We start from the raw sequence: 15422 nt of genomic DNA on the forward strand, positions 1-15422 counted from the left end.
CGGGCAGTGAGGCATGCCGACGGCGGCGTCATCCGATGCAGACACAGCGGGGGCCGGATCGCGGAGCCCCAGCGCTACCTTGCGGTTCTTCCCGCCCCACGTGAATGCCGCGCAGGAGCACAATGGTCCAAGCCGTTTTGTCCAAGGAGTCGATGTGCTGGCGGCCGGATCAGCCTGGCGGATTCTCGAAGCTGAGCACGTTCAATTGCGCCAGTTGCTGGCTGCGATCGACCGGGTGCTCAGCGGCGGCGACGCGTGGAAGCACGGCGGTCCGCAGTTGAACCTGCTCCGGCACAGGATCCGGGCCTTCCAGGACTTCGAGGTCGGGACGCACCGGCCCAAAGGCGTGGTCCTTCTGGGCTCCGTGCGTGGCCGGTCGGCGGAGGCCGATCAGCTTCTCGATGTGCTCGACCATGAGAGCCAGCTGTGCGAGCAACTCCTGGCCCAGGTGCTCGAGCTGCTCGACAAGATCGAGCAGGGCGGTGGTGGCGAAGCGGGCGAGGTCGCATCGCTCTTGAACCAACACCGCGAACTGATGCTGGGGCAGCTGGACCGGGAAGACACGGCCTTGCGCTCGTACACGGCGCAACTGCTCACATCGGATGAATGGTCCTCCGTGGCTTCGTCGATCTCTCGCGAGGTCCAGAAGGCGCGGCGCCGGACACCGGCCAAGGACTAGGCGCGACGCGAGAACGCCGCCCTTTCCTCCGCGCGGCGCAGCAGCGAGCTCGGCAGCTGAACACGGACGAAGCGGCGTCCGGACCGGATGCCGCTGAAGACTCCGTTTCCGATCTCCTCCAGGGATTCGCCGATGCCCAGCAGCTTGACGAACCTGCGCAACGGGATGACCTGGAAGGCTGGTTCGTCTTCGTCGGGGCTGCCCGCCCAGTACTCGACCGCGGGCAACTCCTTGCCCGACTCGTCGACGACAGTGAAGTACAGCCTCCCGGGAGGTCCAACCTCATCAACCATAGTGATCCCCTTTGCACATTATGCTGCGGCGCAGCAAAGGATCGGACTCGATGTGTAAGAACTTTTCGCGGTGCCCGCCGCCCCCGGTCGGGGCAGGGGGCTGATTCGAGAGCGCGCGCTATCCTCGAAGCAATGGACGATGCCAACCAGATCTACGTGCCGCCTTCGTTCACGGCGCTGTTCACATCCCCCTCCGGCCGTCTGACGGAGCCTGTCTCGATCGTGCGCGAGCGCTACGAGCTCTGCGAAGATTTGGCGCAGCTTCTGACCGAACACGCCTGCGACATGCGGTCCAGGACCGGCAGACCCGAGGGCGAGCTGCTGCGGACGATGCAGCTGGGACTGTCCGAGGCCGGCGCCCAGGTGCGTCCCTTCGAGGCCGAGTGGGTCGTGAAACGCCTGGCGGAGCTTCTCGACTGGGAGGTCCCGACGTGATCGCCGGTCGTGCCCGGCACGCGGCTGCAGCCGCTGCGCTGTCGGGCTGCCTGCTGGTCGCGCACGGCACGGCGGCCGCCGCCGCGGCAGCCGGGGCACGGCTCGCCGCGGCGCGCTGCGCATCCTGCCACTCGTCCACCGAAACGATCCACTCCACGGTGCCGCTGCTCGAAGGGCAGCCGAAGGCGTACTTCATTTCGCAGTGGCGGGCATTCCGCGAGCGCAAACGCACGGCCCCGCTGATGGTGAACCTCGCCGCGGAGTTGAGCGAGAAGGATGTCAACGACCTCGCCGAACACTATGCGGCGCTGGTGCCCCCTCCCGCCGCGCAGTCGTCCGGCAACGAGGCCGGACGCGCATTGGCCGATCGCTTGCGATGTGCCGGCTGCCACGGTCCGGCGTTGCAGGGGACGAACGCCGGCGCGGCACGGCTCGCCGGTCAGAAGGCGCGCTACACCGCCTGGGCGTTGCAGATGATGCGCAGCGGCACGCGGCCGCACGGAACCGCCTCGAAGGATCCGCTCCTGGCCGACCTCGGCAACGAGGAGATCGAGTCGCTCGCCGCGCACTTCGCTTCGCTGCGCTGACCGCGGGACCGCAAGCCCGGCGGGGCGAAGCTGAGCTTGTATTTATGTCATGCCGTGATATACATGCGGCGGGCGACGAACACGAGGCGGCTGCAGACGGCCGGTGGTCCGGCCGCAGCGACGACGCTCTGGAACCGCCGATCCCAACGAAAAGGATCCGCAATGCTCGCAAGAGACATCATGAGTTCCCCGGCGATCACGGTCGGCCTCGCCTCATCGGTAGCGGAGGTGGCCGCGACCCTGCGTGACCACCGCATCGGCGGCGTGCCGGTCCTCGACTGCCGGAAGAAACTCGTGGGGATGGTCACTGAAGCCGACCTGGTCCACAGGTACGAGATCGGCACCGACCGGGAGCGCGAGCTCCGCCCCTGGTGGCGCCGCTTCCAGGGGAGAGACACAGTCGCCCGCAGGTACGTCAAGTCCCATGGGCGAGCCGTCCGGCACGTGATGACGTCGCCGGTGCGATGTGCAGAACAGGATGCATCCCTGGGCGACGTCGCCAGCCTGCTGGATGCGCACCGCATCGGCAGAGTGCCCATCCTCGCGGGTGACGAAGTCATCGGAATCGTCACCCGCGCCGATCTCGTGAAGGCGCTCGCTCGCCAGCCGGCGCCCGGCTCCCTCCAGGAGCTGGACGACGACACGATCCGTCGGCGCCTCGTCCAGGAGCTGTCCGCGCAAAAGTGGTGGAACGGAAGCTGGCAGAACGTCTATGTCTGCGGCGGCTGGGTGATCTTCAAGGGCGTCGTCGAGAGCGATGCGTACCGCCTCGCGAGCCGCGTCGCGGCCGAGAACATGCCGGGCGTGAGAGGCGTCCAGGACGACCGCGTGCTGGGCGTGGATGCCTATGCGATGGTCTGAACGCTGGAGCGCTGTTCCATGATGCCGAAGTCGCAGAAGCACGTTGCTGGAAAGCTTTCCCGCCCGCGGGGCCAGGAGCACAACGCATGAACTCCACCGGATGTGCGGATCTGGACACGGCGAACCTTGGCGCGATGATCCTGGATGAGATGCTCGATGCCGTCATCCTGGCCGACCCCGACGGCGTCATACGCCTGTGGAACCGCGGCGCCGAGGTGATCTTCGGATATTCGTCTGCCGAAGCGATCGGTGCGCCCCTGGACATGATCGTTCCGCAGCGGCTGAAGCTGGCGCACTCGATCGGCTTTCGCAACGCGGTACGAAGCGGTCACCTGAAAACCCATGGCGAAGTCATGACGACGCGAGCCAACCACAAGTACGGTTGCCGGCTCTACGTGGACTTCTCGTTCGGACTCCTCAAGGACGAAGGCGGCGCATTGCTCGGAGTCTTCGCCGTCGGACGCGACGTGACGGTGAGGCACATGGAGCAGATTGCCATGGCGAATTGATCGCCTGGGGATCGGCTCTCAACGCTGCCGCGGGCGCGTGGCGAGGAAGTCGATGAGCAGCCGCACCTTGGGCGGCACGTGCTTGCGGGTGGGGTAGACGGCATGGATGCCGAGCTCGGCGGACCGGTATTTCGGCATCACCTCCACGAGGTCGCCGCGTTGCAGGTCGCGGTCCACCAGGAACGAGGGCTGCAGCACGATCCCGCCGTGACCCAGCGCCACGGCCCGGCAGGTGTCGCCGCTGTTCGTGTGCAGGCGAGGCCGCACCTTCACGGTGGCCGGACCCTGCGGACCTTCGAATTCCCAGGTGTCGCCGGTCGACAGGAGGTTGTAGGCGAGCACGGTGTGCGCGGCGAGCTCCTGCGGATGCTTGGGCGTGCCGTGCTTGCGCAGGTAGCGCGGCGACGCGCACAGCACCATGCGGGTGGACGCGAGCCGCCGGCTCACGAGCGAAGAACTCGGGAGGCGTGCGATGCGCACCGCCATGTCGAACCCCTCGTCGACCAGGTCGATCATGCGGTCGGTGAGCGTGAGGTCGAGCGTGAGCTGCGGGTGCGCGGCCATGAAGTCGGCCCATAACGGCGCGAGGTTCAGCACGCCGAACGAGACCGGCGCGCTCACCTTCAGCAGGCCGACGGCGCTGCCGCCGCGCTCGTTGACTTCCGCTTCCGCTTCATCGAGAGCCGCCAGCAACTCCCTGCAGCGGGCGAGGAACACCTCGCCTTCCTCGGTCAGCGACAGGCGGCGAGTGGTCCGGTGCAGGAGCCGCACGCCCAGGCGCTGCTCCAGCTCGCTGACGTAGCGCGACACCGCGGCCTTCGACATCTCCAGCGCGTCGGCGGCGGCGACGAAGCTGCCGGCGTCGACCACGGCGGTGAAGACACGCATCTCCTGGAATCGGTCCATTGTCTTGGTTCTCGGGACAGTCTTTCCCGTTATAGCTGGCTTAACTGCGCGCTCATCCGATCTGAGCGGCCCAGCGTCCCTGTACGGGCGGGAATAAGATGCGACCGGGACCGTCCCCGCACTGGAGCGACTTATGACCCTGGATCAATACAACGAGGCCGTCAAAGGGATCCTCGCTGAGCAGCAGAAGATCGCCCAATCCACCGCACAGCTGGCGATGTCGGGGCAGGCGAATCCGGCGAATCCGGAATTCGCCCGCATCATGTCCAGCCAATGGGCGCTGGTTCAGCAGATCGCCAAGCTCAACACGGACCTGATGCTCGGGATCATGGCACCCAAGAAGTGAGGCAGGCCTGACGGCCACCTCGGCAAGGGCCGTTCAAAGGATTCACAGGATCAGGTGTGCCGTAGATGGAAACGCACGCCCGAGACCTTCGCTTTTGCGAGATCGAAAGAAAAGCGTAGCTGCGCTTCCTCGACGGAAAGCCGCAGCGTAAGCGCGCCCTCGACCTGGTCGCACTCGATTCGCGTCCCCCCCGAGCCCAACACCGCGTTCCGCACGGACACTGATGTCATTTCGGCCGTGAGCCCGCGGCCGACGGCCTGCGACTGAAGGAGGATCACGTTGCGGCGATCGGCACGCCCGACGAGCTCGGCTTGCACGGCGGGCGCCGCGAACCTCCCGTCGCCGAGTTGCACATCGCCCGACACCGCGGTGCGGTCGAACAGCAGGCGCGCCTGCTCGGTGATGCCGTGGGCCTGGCCACCACCCAGAGGCTGGCGCAGCAGCCACTCACCGAACGGCTGCAGCAGCAGACTGCCGCGGTCCGTGACCCACGGTCCCAGCAACGCGCCGCGCTGCTCGTACTCCACACCGGCGACCGGCGCGGACGAGAACTGATAGAGGTAGCTGCGCCCGTTGGGCGCATCGACATAGAGCCCGAGGCGGCTGACGCCCATGCGCGAATCCGGTCCGACATGCTCGACGGTGGCATCCTTGAAGTCGATGCGCCCGTGACGGATCGGAACCGTCACGTCGGCATCGAACAGCAGGTGCGCGTCGACGATCTCCGCGCGGATCGTGCCGTCGGCGGCAGCGAGGGGGCCCAGGGACCAGGAAGTGGCGGCCCCCTGGCCCGTCGTGCTGTCGCCCGCAGGTCGCGTCGGGAGAACCAGAGGGCCATGCACCTTCACTCCTGAGAGTTCGGCGCCGGCCGCCTCCAGTGTGGAAAAGCGCGGCCTGCCACCTTCGATGCGTACCGGTGCGACAAGCCTGTCCACGGCAAGCTTGCCGACCTCCAGCACGAACGGTCCCGATGCGACGCGAAGCGATGCCGCCTCGAGCCTTCGTATCCCGATCTCGAGCGCCCCGTCTTCCCGTGTTCCCAGCGAGAGGCCGTCGAGCGAGACACGATTGCCCGCGTCCTGGCCGGCGGGTCCGAGGGTCGAACGAAGGAGGCTGTCGATGATCGAAGCTGCGAGCGCGGCGGCCATGGCGGATGTTCGCAGGAAAATCCTGCCCACGGCTTGGGCAGCTCAGGCACGGATCGCCGCTAGCGCGCGCCTGCGCCGACGAGCATTTCGCAGGGGCCTGTGAATCCCTGCGGGGTTTCGAAGCGCGCAAGCGTCTCCTCGATCTCCCGCCAGGTGTCCGCGCGTTCCGCGTCGCTCATGCCGGCCATCATCTGGTGCAACGCGCCGAACGACTCGCGCTCGAAGCGGACGCACTCGGCCGCCGTCGGCAGCCGCACGGGCGAGTCGACTCGGCGCACTTCGATGTCCCGGAAACCCGCTGTCTCCAGCGTCCTGGCCAGCACGCCCTCGCCGCCCAGCGAGAACGGGCCGGGCTGGCCGGGCAGCGGCGCAGGCAGTTGCGCACGGCGCCGGATGATGGCCACCGGCAATGCGAAGAAGGGATTGCGCTCCGGCGTGGAATAGACCACCGCGGCGAAGCGCCCGCCGGGCCGCAGCGCATGGCGGATGCCGGCCAGCGCGCGCTGCTGGTCGGGGAAGTAGATGAGGCCGACGCGCGAGATCGCCGCATCGAACGAGGCCGCCGGCAGCAGGTCGTGGCGCTCGCCATCGAGTTCGCGCGTCTCTACATTGGACAGCCCGGCCTTGCGCGCGGCCGTGCGCGCATGCTGCAGGATCGCGGGCGAGATGTCGGTGGCGAGCACGTAGCCGTTCGGGCCGGCCCGGCGCGCCGCGGCCAGCGTCTGGTCGCCGGCCCCGGCCGCGATGTCGAGCACGCGCGCGCCCGGCGACACGCCGGCCAGGTCCAGCATGGCATCGGTCGCCGCGCCCAGCCACTGGTTCAGCAGCGGCGACCAGCGGTCCCACGCGTCGGCGGCCGCCTCCCATTGGGCGCGGGTGGTCTGCCGGAACTTGTCGGCATCGAACACGGCGGGTGCGGAAGGGCTCAGGACTTCAACCATGGTGTCACTCCTTGACGGCAGGCGGCGCGACATGCGCCGGTCAAGCGCAAGGTAGGCGGCGCCCGCCGTGGCCTCAAGTCCAGAATCTGGAGCTGTGGCGACGCGCGCCGTCGCCTAGACTGGGACCATGATCGACTACATGCAGTTCTGCACGGTCGCACGCGGCGCCGAAGTGCTCGGCGAGCTCTGGACGCCGCTGGTCGTGCGCGAACTGCTGTGCGGCAGCCGCCGCTTCAACGACATCCACCGCGGCGTGCCGCGGATGTCGGCCACGCTGCTGACCCAGCGGCTGCGCAAGCTCGAGGCGATCGGTGTGGTCGAGCGTCGCCGCGTCGACAAGGCCTGGGAGTACCACCTTACGGCCGCGGGCGAGGAACTGCGGCCCATCGTGGTGGGCATCGGCCACTGGGGCGCGCGCTGGATCGGCAGCCGGCTGCGACGAGAGCAGCTCGATGCGGGATTCCTGATGTGGGACATCCGCCGCTTCGCCCGGCTGGAGGAATTCCCCGCCCGGGAGCGTACGGTCGTGCATTTCCGCTTCCGCGACGCGCCGGCAGCCGAGCGGCGCTGGTGGCTGGTGGTGCAGGACCGCACGGCCGACCTGTGCCGCGACGATCCCGGGCACGAGGTGACGGTGATCGTCGACGCGACGGTCCGCGCGCTCACCGAGGTGTGGACGGGCGACAGCGATCCGCAGCAGGTGATTCGCGATGGCGCCCTCACGGTGCAGGGCGCGGGCCACCAGGGGCGGCAGCTTTGGCGCTGGCTCGGACGCAGCATGTTCGCGCCGACGCGCATGGCGCGGGCCTGATCGGCTCGCTATGTCCGCAACGGCAGGTCGACGAACGACGCGTGCTCGCCCCCGAGCGTGAATCCCAGCACCGGCGGCCGGCCGGCGGGCACCTGCGCGAAGTGATCGGTGTCCCCTCCCGCGATCGCCAGGCGCAGGCGGCTGCCCGCCTGCAGCGTCCACGAGACCGGCAGCAGCGCGAAGCGGACCGTCTCGGCCACGCCGGGCGTCATGTGCCTGGCGTGTTCGCGCCGGAAGCTGCGGAACGGCCACGTGGCGCGATAGCTTGGCGGCGGCTCGGCCTGCGCGCGGTGCAGCAGCCGCAGGAGGCCTTCGGTGATGTACCAGGAACGGCCGTCCGCATCCACTTCCGACAGGTACACGAAGAGGCCGGCGTCGTGCTCGGAGGTCGACACGTGCAGCTGCACGGTGGCGTGGCCGGACAGCTCGGTCCGCCTGCCGAAAGGTTCGCTGGCGAATGTCAGCATCCGGTCTTCACGGCCGTGCCAGTCCTTGTAGTAGTCCAGCACTGCCAGCGCGCCCAGGCGCTCGAAGCGGCTGAAGGATCCGGTGCCGGTCGTGAACCTCACCTTGTATCGCGCGACCGACGACTGCTCGCGCGGACGCGCTGACAGCCGTGCATCCTCGGCCAGGTAGAGGCGGGTGCTGGACGCGTGGGGCGGCCAGGTGGCGGCCGCCTGCCACGTCTCCTCGCGCACGGTGTGGAAGTGCACCGGGGCTTCCTTGCGCAGGCCCGTATCCATCCCGGCCAGGTGCTCGTCGAAGAAGCGCAGCACCTCGGCCAGCACCGGGAACTGCGGCAGCGGCGCGCTGTCTCGGAACGGCGAGCCGTTGGTTCGCGCGCCGTGGTCCCACGGGCCCAGCAGCAGGCGGTTGTCCGCGCCCGGATTGCTCAGGAAGCGCGCGATGGAACCGGTGGCGAACGCGCTGCCGTCGTACCAGCCCGAGACCGAGTAGATGTTGACCTTGCCCGGGATCTGTTCCAGGTACCAGTACGGGCTGAAGGCTCCGCTGTGCAGCTGCGGATCGTGCGAGGCCGCTTCCTCGCGGAACGCGAACTCCGGCGCGAGGTCGCGCATCTTGAAGCTGTCGTGGTGCTCGTCGATCGCCGCGGCGACCAGCTTCCCGTCCGCGTCCTCGTCCACCGGCGCCGGGCCGGCGTAGCGCGGGTCGTTGAAGTAGGGATAGGGCGCGAGCTTCTCGCGCAGGTCGAGGTCCAGGGCCTGCACCAGCGCGTCGTAGTTCTCCGTGACGGTGGTGCACTTGATGCCGCCGGGGAACACGTGGTCACTGTAGGTGTCGTGCACCGCGAACAGTGGCGCGACGGCCTTCACCGCCGGATGGCCCGTGCTTGCGAGGAAGCAGGCCGCCGCGCCGAGGTAGGAGATGCCCGTCGAGCCGATCACGCCGCTCGACCAGGGCTGGGCCACGATCCAGTCCGCGATGCGGCGGTGGTCGTCGCGCTCGCGCGGCGAACGGAAGCAGTCGCGCGTGCCGAAGCTGGCGCCGCAGCCGCGCACGTCGACCGTCACCAGCGCATAGCCGCGCGGCACGAAGAAGTCGCGGTAGATCGCGATGTTGGGCGAAGGCTCGGCGCCCTGGCCGTCGACCTTGAAGCGCCGGTAGTACGGCGTGAGCACCGCGACGGCCGGTATGCGCGCCGGGCGGTCGCCTTCCGGCAGGTACACATCGACGGCCAGCCGCACACCGTCCGGCATGGTGACGTAGCAGGAGCTCGGCTTGCGGACCGCATGGGTCGCGGGCCGACGCTTGAGGTATTCGGAGGGAGGGATGAGCCAGGCCTGGCCGGAATCGTCTCTGTCGGACATGGGTTCGCTTGAGTTGAGGGCCGCTTAAACTGGCCGCGGCCATTGTGCTCCCGCACGTCCCACACCTTCAGGAATCGCCATCATGCGCCCGACGCGTCGCCTCCTTCTCGGCTCCGTTGCATCACTCGTCCTTGCTTCGACCTGCGGGGTTGCAGCGGCCCAGGATTTTCCCTCGCGCCCGATCAAGCTGGTGATTCCGCAGGCGCCCGGCTCGGGCGCCGACGTGGTGGGCCGCATGCTGGCCGACTTCATGGCCAAGGACCTGAAGCAGTCGGTCGTGGTGGACAACAAGCCCGGCGCGAACGGCATCATCGCCTCGCAACTCGTGCAGCGCGAAGCGCCGGATGGCCACACGGTGCTGCTCACCAGCGTGTCGCTGGTGAGCTTCAACCAGTTCCTCTACAAGAACGTGCCGTACGACCCGCTCAGGGACTTCACCTTCGTCGCGCCGGTGGCGGACGCGGGCTTCGTCCTGGTGGCGAGCAACAACAGCGGCATCAAGTCGTGGGACGACCTGGTCAAGCGCGCCAAGGCGCAGCCCGAAGGCCTGACGTTCGCGAGCGCGGGCCTGGGCAACTCCACGCACCTGTACACGGAGATGATCGGCCTGCGTTCGGGCTTCAAGCTTCGCCACATCCCCTACAAGAGCTCGGGGCCGGCGCTGATGGCCGTGGTGGCGGGCGAGGCCGACGTGATGACCGCGACCACGGCCACGGCCCTGGCGCAGATCAAGGCCGGCAAGGTGGTCGGCCTCGCGCAGTCGGGGGAAGCGCGCTCGCCGCAACTGTCCGACCTGCCGCTGCTGAAGGAATTGACGCCCAACGTGCCGGCGCTGCCGGGCTGGTACGCGCTGGTGGGGCCGGCGAAGATGGATGCCAACGCGACGCAGAAGCTCGCCGCTTCGGTCAACCGCTTCCTGGCCGACCCCGCGATGAAGCAGAAGCTGGTCGACCAGTTCCTCTTCCCCATCCCAGGCACGCCCGCCGACATCCAGAAGCGCGCGGAGAACGAGGCGCGCATCTGGGGCGGACTGATCCGCGACCTGAAGATCCAGATCGACTGAGCCAGGCGCCTTGCCCCCGCGCGGCCGCAGCCATCGGCTGCCACTGAACCGCAGTCAGTCCCTCACGCAGCGTCGTGAAAGATCAGGCCGACCGTGGTGCGCGTGCCGCTGCGGATGCGGCTGACGCCGTGCCGCATGTTGACGCGATGAAAGCCGCGACTTCCCTTCACGGGGCGATGGCTCACGGCGAACACCGCTGCATCGCCCTGTCCTAGCGGCACGACCTGCGGACGCGATTGCATCCGGGGCCGCTGTTCGGTGAGGACGAGTTCGCCGCCTTCGAATTCGTCCTCCGGCGCGGAGAGCAGGATGACGGCTTGCAAGGGAAAGGCAACGGCGCCGTACAGGTCCTGGTGGAGGCAGTTGAAATCACCCGCTGCATAGCGAAGCATCAGCGGCGTGGCCCGTGTCTGGCCGGCCGCATGGCAGCGCTGCAGGTACTCGGCGTGCGACGGCGGAAAGGAAGGCTCGAGCCCGAGCATCGCATCCCACCGGTTCGCCGTCGCGACGAGATGGCCGTAGAGCGCAGTGCGCAGGCGCGACAGCATTTCCGGCAGCGGATAGTCGAAGTACTTGTACTCGCCCAGGCCGAAACCGTGGCGCGCCATCACGACCTTGCTGCGGAAGGTGCGCGGGCCACCTGTGTCGTAGAGCCCGGCGAGGCCGGAGCATTCCGCCGCCGACAGCAGCGCGGGCAGGACGGAAACGCCGTCACGATCGAGCTCCGCATCGACGCGGAACCAGTCCTGCGAAGCGAGGCGGCGCGCCGGCTCATCTTCGTGCCCTGCGGCGACACGAACCGGCTGTGGAGGGGAAGCGGCCATGGCCTCACGATAGGGCCGCATGTCTTCGCGGACTGGCCGGAACCGGACACGTGGTTGTGGGGTGGCCGCTAGAGCGTGCTCACCAGGTGCCCGCCATCGACAGGGATCACGACACCGGTCATGTACGACGACGCATCGCTGGCCAGCAGCAGCAGGGCTCCATCCAGCTCGTGCGGATGACCGGTGCGCTTCTGCGGCACGCGCGAGATGATCGCGCGGCCCGCTTCCGAGCGAAGCAGGTCGCGATTGATCTCGGTTTCGAAGTACCCGGGCGCAAGCGCGTTCACGCGGATGCCGTGTTCCGCCCACTCCAGCGCGAGCGCCTTCGTCAGTTGCACGACGGCCGCCTTCGTGGCCGCGTAGGCCGCCACCTGCGTGCGCACGCGCAGGCCGAGGATCGATGCGATGTTGACGATGCTGCCGCCGTGGCCGGCGCGCACCATCTCGCGAGCCGTGGCCTGCGCCACGCGGAATACGCCGGACAGGTTGACGTCCACCACCCCTGACCAGGCCTCGTCGTCGAGTTCCAGGCTCGGTGCACGCGCGACGATGCCCGCGTTGTTCACCAGGACGTGCGGAGTGCCCAGCCGCGCGCCCACCTGCTGCAGGCACGCTGCGACGCTGTCCGGTTGCGTGACGTCCAGCGGGAACGCGGCGACATCCGAGGCTCGCCCGGCTTCGGCGCCGACTTCCGCGGCAAGCCGGCGGCCCAATTCGATGCGCCGGCCCGCCATCGCCACGCGAGCACCCTGCGCGGCGAGCAGTTTCGCGAAGTGCAGGCCGAAGCCGCTGAACGCGCCGGTCACCAGCGCGGTTCGGCCGGCCAGGTCGAAGAGGGAAGTAGGTGCCGCCATGCGTTCCTCCGGGCTTCGCAGGATAGACGATGCGATGGTGGCCCAGCGCATGTCGACGGGTCGGCGGCGGCTTTCTGCGCTGTAATGGGCTCGTGGACGCCGACATCGAAGACCTGGCCCCTCCTGCCGTGTTGGCGCAGGTCGTCCCGCGCCGATCGACACTGCTTCTTCGCGCGCCGCGTGCGCTGGTGGTGGTGACTGCTGCCGTGTTCGCCTTCCTCGGCGACGCGAGCGCTGTCGGCGAGAAGCCGGGCGACCCGCAGCGCGCGCCGGTGACGTTGCCGCTGCGCGCGCAAGGCTCCATGCCGTCGCTCGACGGAGCGGTCCAGTGGCTGAACTCGCCCCCGCTCACCGCCGCCGCGCTGCGCGGCAAGGTGGTCCTTGTCCAGTTCTGGACCTACTCATGCATCAACTGGCAGCGAACGCTGCCGCACGTGCGGGCCTGGGCCGAGAAGTACAAGGACCATGGCCTGGTCGTCATCGGGGTCCACACGCCGGAGTTCAGCTTCGAGAAGGACCTCGACAGGATCCGTCGCGCATTGGCGCATTTCAAGGTCGACTACCCCGTCGCGGTCGACAGCCACCGCGCGGTCTGGAGTGCGTTCGGGAACAACTTCTGGCCGGCGCTCTACTTCGTCGATGCGCAGGGGACGATCCGCCACCACCACTTCGGCGAGGGGGACTTCGAACGTTCGGAAAGGGTGCTGCAGCAACTGCTGAAGGCCGCCGGGGCGAAGGACGTTCCGGCGGACACGGTCCGCGTGACCGGCACCGGCAGCCAGGCGCAAGCCGACTGGGCGAACCTGCGGACGCCGGAGACGTACGTCGGCCATGACCGCGCGGAGAACTTCGCCTCCCCATCGGGCATGACGGTGGGCCGCACCGTGCGCTACGCGGCTCCGGAGCGGCTGAGGCCCAAGGCGTGGGCGCTCGCAGGAGACTGGACCGTCGGACGCGAAGTGGCGCTTCTCGAAGGAAAGCAGGGGCGCATCGTGCATCGCTTCCGGGCCCGGGACCTCCACCTCGTCATGGGACCGGCCACACAAGGCAGGCCCGTGGCGTTCCGGGTCAGGCTCGACGGCAAGCCGCCCGGGTCGGCGCACGGCGCGGACATCGATGCTCAGGGCCGCGGCGTGCTCGCCGAGCACAGGCTTCACCAACTGGTCCGGCAGCCTCAACCGGTCGGCGACCGCTTGTTCGAAATCGAATTCGAAGACGAGGGAGTCGAGGTCTACGCCTTCACGTTCGGTTGAGAGGACGGACTTCGCGCCGCATCTCAACCGTGTCCGCGCCGCTTCCGCTTCAGACGAACGCAGCGGCAAATGGCGCAGTTGCGTGATCCCCAACGCGTTATCAAAATGACCTCGCCTGATCGGGCGACAAGGAGACGAACATGGCGATGAAGAAATTCCGTACTTGCATCGCGCTTGCGATGCTTTGCTCCGCGGGCTTTCCGGCCCTGTCCCAGCCGACGCCCGGCGCACCGTCGCCGGTGCCCCCGCCGGCGGAAGAACCGGGATGGGCGAAGGGCCGGCCGAAGAGCGACGCCGCGATGAAGATGGCGCCCGTCCCCGCATTCCCGATCCCCACCGCTCCGGACAAGCTGCCTACAGCCAGGTTCAAGCTTCCGCCCGGCTTCAAGGCCGAGACCTGGGCATCGGGCATTCTCGATGCGCGCGCGCTGCGCCAGGGCGACAAGGGCAACATCTTCGTGAGTTCGCTGTTCGTGGCGAACAAGGTCTACGTCGTCCCCGAGAAGGGCGAGCGCAAGGCCAAGGTCCTGATCGACAACCTGCCCCTTGCCACCGGCATCGCCTTCCACAAGGGCAGCCTGTACGTGGGAACGAACACGAAGATCCTGCGATACGACAACATCGAGGACAACCTCGACAAGCCCGGCGAGCCCAAGGTCCTCAACGACAAGCTGCCAGGCGGCACCGACCACAGCTGGAAGTACTTCCGCATCAAGGACGACAAGCTGTACTACAACATCGGCGCGCCCTGCAACATCTGCGACCCCGGCGAGTACGCCAAGATCTATCGCATGAACCTGGACGGCAGCAACATCGAGACGGTGGCCGCGGGCGTGCGCAACACCGTGGGCTTCGACTTCGATCCCAAGACGGGCGAGCTCTGGTTCACCGACAACGGCCGCGACTGGTTCAGCGAGGAACTGCCCCACGACGAGCTCAATCGAGTCACCAAGATGGGCCAGCACTTCGGCTATCCGTTCTGCCACCAGGGCAACATCCCGGATCCCGAGTTCGGGTGGGGCAAGTCGTGCAACGACTTCGTGAAGCCCGCTGCGCTGCTGGGCCCGCATGCCGGCTCGCTGGGAATGACGTTCTATCGCGGCAAGATGTTCCCGGCCAAGTACCAGGGAGCGATCTTCATCGCGCGCCATGGTCCCTGGAACCGCACCCAGAAGTACGCCGACATCCTGGTCGCGCGGCCCGACGGGAAGGGCGGCGCGAAGCTCGAGACGTTCATGACCGGCTTCGTCGAGAACAACAACTACCTGGGCCGCCCGGTGGACTTCCTGGTGCTCAAGGACGGCTCGCTGCTGGTCAGCGACGACCACGCCGGCGCCATCTACCGCATCAGCTACACCGGCGGCAAATGACCATGCGGCGCTGGGCTGCCGGCGCGGTGGCCTGCGTCTCGGCGCTGGCGGCGGCGGTGCCGCAACACGCCGGCGCGCAGGACAAGCCGCGCAAGAAGGACGCTGCGCCCGCCAGCAGCGCCCCTGCCGCAAAGAAACCGGAGGCGGTCGATTACGGGCAGCGCTTCGCCGCCCTGTGCGCCTCCTGCCATGGCGCGAACGGCCGCAGTGACATGGCGGGAACGCCGGTCCTGGCCGGGCAGCCTTCGCTCTATTCGATCACCCAGCTGTTCCTGTTCCGCGAAGGCCGCCGCAGCAACCAGCCCATGACAGCCGTGGCCAAGACCCTGTCGGATGACGACATGCGCGGCTTCGCCGATTACATCGGGACCTTGCCGCCGGTGCCCGCGCCGGCCGCGGCCACGCCGCCCGATGCCGCGCGCATGGCCAGGGGGCGCTCGCTCGCGGAACAGCACAAGTGCCTGTTCTGCCACGGGCCCAACCTGGACGGCGGCCAGCAGGTGCCCCGCATCGCGGGGCAAAAGGAGGAGTACCTGCAGGAGAGCTTGCGGGGGTTCAAGTCGGGCACCCGCGCCGCCTACACACAGGCGATGGTGTCGGCAGTCAGCCAGGTCTCCGTGGAGGACCTGGACACGCTGGCGTACTACGCGGCCCGGTTTCCCGGCGGGCCGGCAGGCGCCAAATAGCCGGCTAAGCCTCCTGCGTTGCTGCGC

General features: G+C 68.3%; 18 protein-coding genes. 11 read left to right on the plus strand and 7 right to left on the minus strand.

The features are described from left to right. The first annotated feature begins 100 nt into the window (after positions 1 to 100). Positions 101 to 679 carry a hemerythrin domain-containing protein gene (locus EZ313_RS02705; RefSeq protein WP_240788511.1) on the plus strand — a complete coding sequence of 193 codons (579 nt, stop codon included), beginning with the start codon at positions 101 to 103 and terminating at the stop codon, positions 677 to 679. Here the strand turns inward: EZ313_RS02705 and EZ313_RS02710 are convergent. Next, positions 676 to 972 (minus strand): hypothetical protein, encoded by a 297-nt coding sequence (locus EZ313_RS02710; protein ID WP_135261677.1) that lies wholly within the window; start codon positions 970 to 972, stop codon positions 676 to 678. The genes EZ313_RS02705 and EZ313_RS02710 overlap by 4 nt on opposite strands. Positions 973 to 1104: 132 nt before the next feature. On the opposite strand from EZ313_RS02710, the gene EZ313_RS02715 reads away from it, so the two are divergent. The 4 genes from EZ313_RS02715 (at position 1105) to EZ313_RS02730 (ending at position 3364) form a co-directional block, all read left to right on the plus strand. Beyond that, on the plus strand, positions 1105 to 1407 hold the full coding sequence (locus EZ313_RS02715; RefSeq protein WP_135261678.1) for a hypothetical protein: 303 nt from the start codon (positions 1105 to 1107) through the stop codon (positions 1405 to 1407). Beyond that, the gene (locus EZ313_RS02720; RefSeq protein ID WP_135261679.1) at positions 1404 to 1994 is read left to right on the plus strand and encodes a c-type cytochrome; all 591 of its coding nucleotides are present in this window, start codon (positions 1404 to 1406) and stop codon (positions 1992 to 1994) included. Before EZ313_RS02715 ends, EZ313_RS02720 begins: the two co-directional genes overlap by 4 nt. Positions 1995 to 2156: 162 nt before the next feature. Further along, entirely contained in the window at positions 2157 to 2855 is a 699-nt protein-coding gene (locus tag EZ313_RS02725; protein WP_167772482.1) for a CBS domain-containing protein, read from the plus strand. Between the two features lie 86 nt (positions 2856 to 2941). Further along, complete coding sequence (locus tag EZ313_RS02730; RefSeq protein WP_205960317.1) at positions 2942 to 3364, plus strand: PAS domain S-box protein; 423 nt, start codon at positions 2942 to 2944, stop codon at positions 3362 to 3364. 18 nt (positions 3365 to 3382) lie between these two features. Here EZ313_RS02730 and EZ313_RS02735 read toward each other — a convergent pair whose 3' ends face one another. Next, positions 3383 to 4270, minus strand: a complete 888-nt coding sequence (locus EZ313_RS02735) for a LysR family transcriptional regulator (protein ID WP_135261681.1) — start codon at positions 4268 to 4270, stop codon at positions 3383 to 3385. A gap of 133 nt (positions 4271 to 4403) precedes the next feature. Here EZ313_RS02735 and EZ313_RS02740 point away from each other — a divergent pair, with 133 nt between their 5' ends. Further along, on the plus strand, positions 4404 to 4616 hold the full coding sequence (locus EZ313_RS02740) for a hypothetical protein (RefSeq protein WP_135261682.1): 213 nt from the start codon (positions 4404 to 4406) through the stop codon (positions 4614 to 4616). Positions 4617 to 4666: 50 nt separating this feature from the next. On the opposite strand, the gene EZ313_RS02745 is transcribed toward EZ313_RS02740, so the two are convergent. Then, the gene (locus EZ313_RS02745; protein ID WP_135261683.1) at positions 4667 to 5764 is read right to left on the minus strand and encodes a hypothetical protein; all 1098 of its coding nucleotides are present in this window, start codon (positions 5762 to 5764) and stop codon (positions 4667 to 4669) included. 59 nt (positions 5765 to 5823) lie between these two features. Then, positions 5824 to 6705: a class I SAM-dependent methyltransferase gene (locus EZ313_RS02750; protein WP_135261684.1), complete on the minus strand. Its 882-nt coding sequence runs from the start codon at positions 6703 to 6705 to the stop codon at positions 5824 to 5826. A 127-nt stretch (positions 6706 to 6832) separates the two neighbouring features. On the opposite strand from EZ313_RS02750, the gene EZ313_RS02755 reads away from it, so the two are divergent. Next, positions 6833 to 7516, plus strand: a complete 684-nt coding sequence (locus EZ313_RS02755; RefSeq protein ID WP_205960318.1) for a winged helix-turn-helix transcriptional regulator — start codon at positions 6833 to 6835, stop codon at positions 7514 to 7516. 8 nt (positions 7517 to 7524) lie between these two features. Here EZ313_RS02755 and EZ313_RS02760 read toward each other — a convergent pair whose 3' ends face one another. After that, on the minus strand, positions 7525 to 9345 hold the full coding sequence (locus EZ313_RS02760) for a CocE/NonD family hydrolase (protein WP_135261685.1): 1821 nt from the start codon (positions 9343 to 9345) through the stop codon (positions 7525 to 7527). An 82-nt stretch (positions 9346 to 9427) separates the two neighbouring features. Between EZ313_RS02760 and EZ313_RS02765 the strand changes: the two genes are divergently transcribed. After that, positions 9428 to 10408 carry a Bug family tripartite tricarboxylate transporter substrate binding protein gene (locus EZ313_RS02765; RefSeq protein WP_135261686.1) on the plus strand — a complete coding sequence of 327 codons (981 nt, stop codon included), beginning with the start codon at positions 9428 to 9430 and terminating at the stop codon, positions 10406 to 10408. A gap of 62 nt (positions 10409 to 10470) precedes the next feature. Here the strand turns inward: EZ313_RS02765 and EZ313_RS02770 are convergent, their stop codons facing one another. Continuing rightward, positions 10471 to 11232 carry a 2OG-Fe(II) oxygenase gene (locus EZ313_RS02770; RefSeq protein WP_135261687.1) on the minus strand — a complete coding sequence of 254 codons (762 nt, stop codon included), beginning with the start codon at positions 11230 to 11232 and terminating at the stop codon, positions 10471 to 10473. 68 nt (positions 11233 to 11300) lie between these two features. Beyond that, positions 11301 to 12086, minus strand: coding sequence for an SDR family NAD(P)-dependent oxidoreductase (locus EZ313_RS02775; RefSeq protein ID WP_135261688.1), 786 nt, complete (start codon positions 12084 to 12086; stop codon positions 11301 to 11303). Between the two features lie 92 nt (positions 12087 to 12178). Between EZ313_RS02775 and EZ313_RS02780 the strand changes: the two genes are divergently transcribed. The 3 genes from EZ313_RS02780 to EZ313_RS02790 all read left to right on the plus strand — a co-directional run bounded on the left by EZ313_RS02780 (position 12179) and on the right by EZ313_RS02790 (position 15395). After that, complete coding sequence (locus EZ313_RS02780; RefSeq protein ID WP_240788512.1) at positions 12179 to 13339, plus strand: thioredoxin family protein; 1161 nt, start codon at positions 12179 to 12181, stop codon at positions 13337 to 13339. Between the two features lie 140 nt (positions 13340 to 13479). After that, positions 13480 to 14709, plus strand: a complete 1230-nt coding sequence (locus EZ313_RS02785) for a PQQ-dependent sugar dehydrogenase (protein WP_240788513.1) — start codon at positions 13480 to 13482, stop codon at positions 14707 to 14709. Further along, positions 14706 to 15395: a c-type cytochrome gene (locus EZ313_RS02790; protein WP_135261690.1), complete on the plus strand. Its 690-nt coding sequence runs from the start codon at positions 14706 to 14708 to the stop codon at positions 15393 to 15395. Before EZ313_RS02785 ends, EZ313_RS02790 begins: the two co-directional genes overlap by 4 nt. Positions 15396 to 15422: the final 27 nt, after the last annotated feature.

This window comes from Ramlibacter henchirensis, assembly GCF_004682015.1.
Classification (GTDB): domain Bacteria; phylum Pseudomonadota; class Gammaproteobacteria; order Burkholderiales; family Burkholderiaceae_C; genus Ramlibacter; species Ramlibacter henchirensis.

Excerpts from the sequence above, each read along its gene's own strand:
- EZ313_RS02735 (WP_135261681.1), bottom strand. The coding sequence starts at position 4,270 with ATGGACCGATTCCAGGAGATGCGTGTCTTCACCGCCGTGGTCGACGCC.
- EZ313_RS02725 (WP_167772482.1), top strand. The coding sequence starts at position 2,157 with ATGCTCGCAAGAGACATCATGAGTTCCCCGGCGATCACGGTCGGCCTC.
- EZ313_RS02710 (WP_135261677.1), bottom strand. The coding sequence starts at position 972 with ATGGTTGATGAGGTTGGACCTCCCGGGAGGCTGTACTTCACTGTCGTC.
- EZ313_RS02760 (WP_135261685.1), bottom strand. The coding sequence starts at position 9,345 with ATGTCCGACAGAGACGATTCCGGCCAGGCCTGGCTCATCCCTCCCTCC.
- EZ313_RS02745 (WP_135261683.1), bottom strand. The coding sequence starts at position 5,764 with ATGGCCGCCGCGCTCGCAGCTTCGATCATCGACAGCCTCCTTCGTTCG.
- EZ313_RS02765 (WP_135261686.1), top strand. The coding sequence starts at position 9,428 with ATGCGCCCGACGCGTCGCCTCCTTCTCGGCTCCGTTGCATCACTCGTC.
- EZ313_RS02755 (WP_205960318.1), top strand. The coding sequence starts at position 6,833 with ATGATCGACTACATGCAGTTCTGCACGGTCGCACGCGGCGCCGAAGTG.
- EZ313_RS02775 (WP_135261688.1), bottom strand. The coding sequence starts at position 12,086 with ATGGCGGCACCTACTTCCCTCTTCGACCTGGCCGGCCGAACCGCGCTG.
- EZ313_RS02785 (WP_240788513.1), top strand. The coding sequence starts at position 13,480 with ATGGCGATGAAGAAATTCCGTACTTGCATCGCGCTTGCGATGCTTTGC.
- EZ313_RS02740 (WP_135261682.1), top strand. The coding sequence starts at position 4,404 with ATGACCCTGGATCAATACAACGAGGCCGTCAAAGGGATCCTCGCTGAG.
- EZ313_RS02790 (WP_135261690.1), top strand. The coding sequence starts at position 14,706 with ATGACCATGCGGCGCTGGGCTGCCGGCGCGGTGGCCTGCGTCTCGGCG.
- EZ313_RS02750 (WP_135261684.1), bottom strand. The coding sequence starts at position 6,705 with ATGGTTGAAGTCCTGAGCCCTTCCGCACCCGCCGTGTTCGATGCCGAC.
- EZ313_RS02730 (WP_205960317.1), top strand. The coding sequence starts at position 2,942 with ATGAACTCCACCGGATGTGCGGATCTGGACACGGCGAACCTTGGCGCG.
- EZ313_RS02770 (WP_135261687.1), bottom strand. The coding sequence starts at position 11,232 with ATGGCCGCTTCCCCTCCACAGCCGGTTCGTGTCGCCGCAGGGCACGAA.
- EZ313_RS02715 (WP_135261678.1), top strand. The coding sequence starts at position 1,105 with ATGGACGATGCCAACCAGATCTACGTGCCGCCTTCGTTCACGGCGCTG.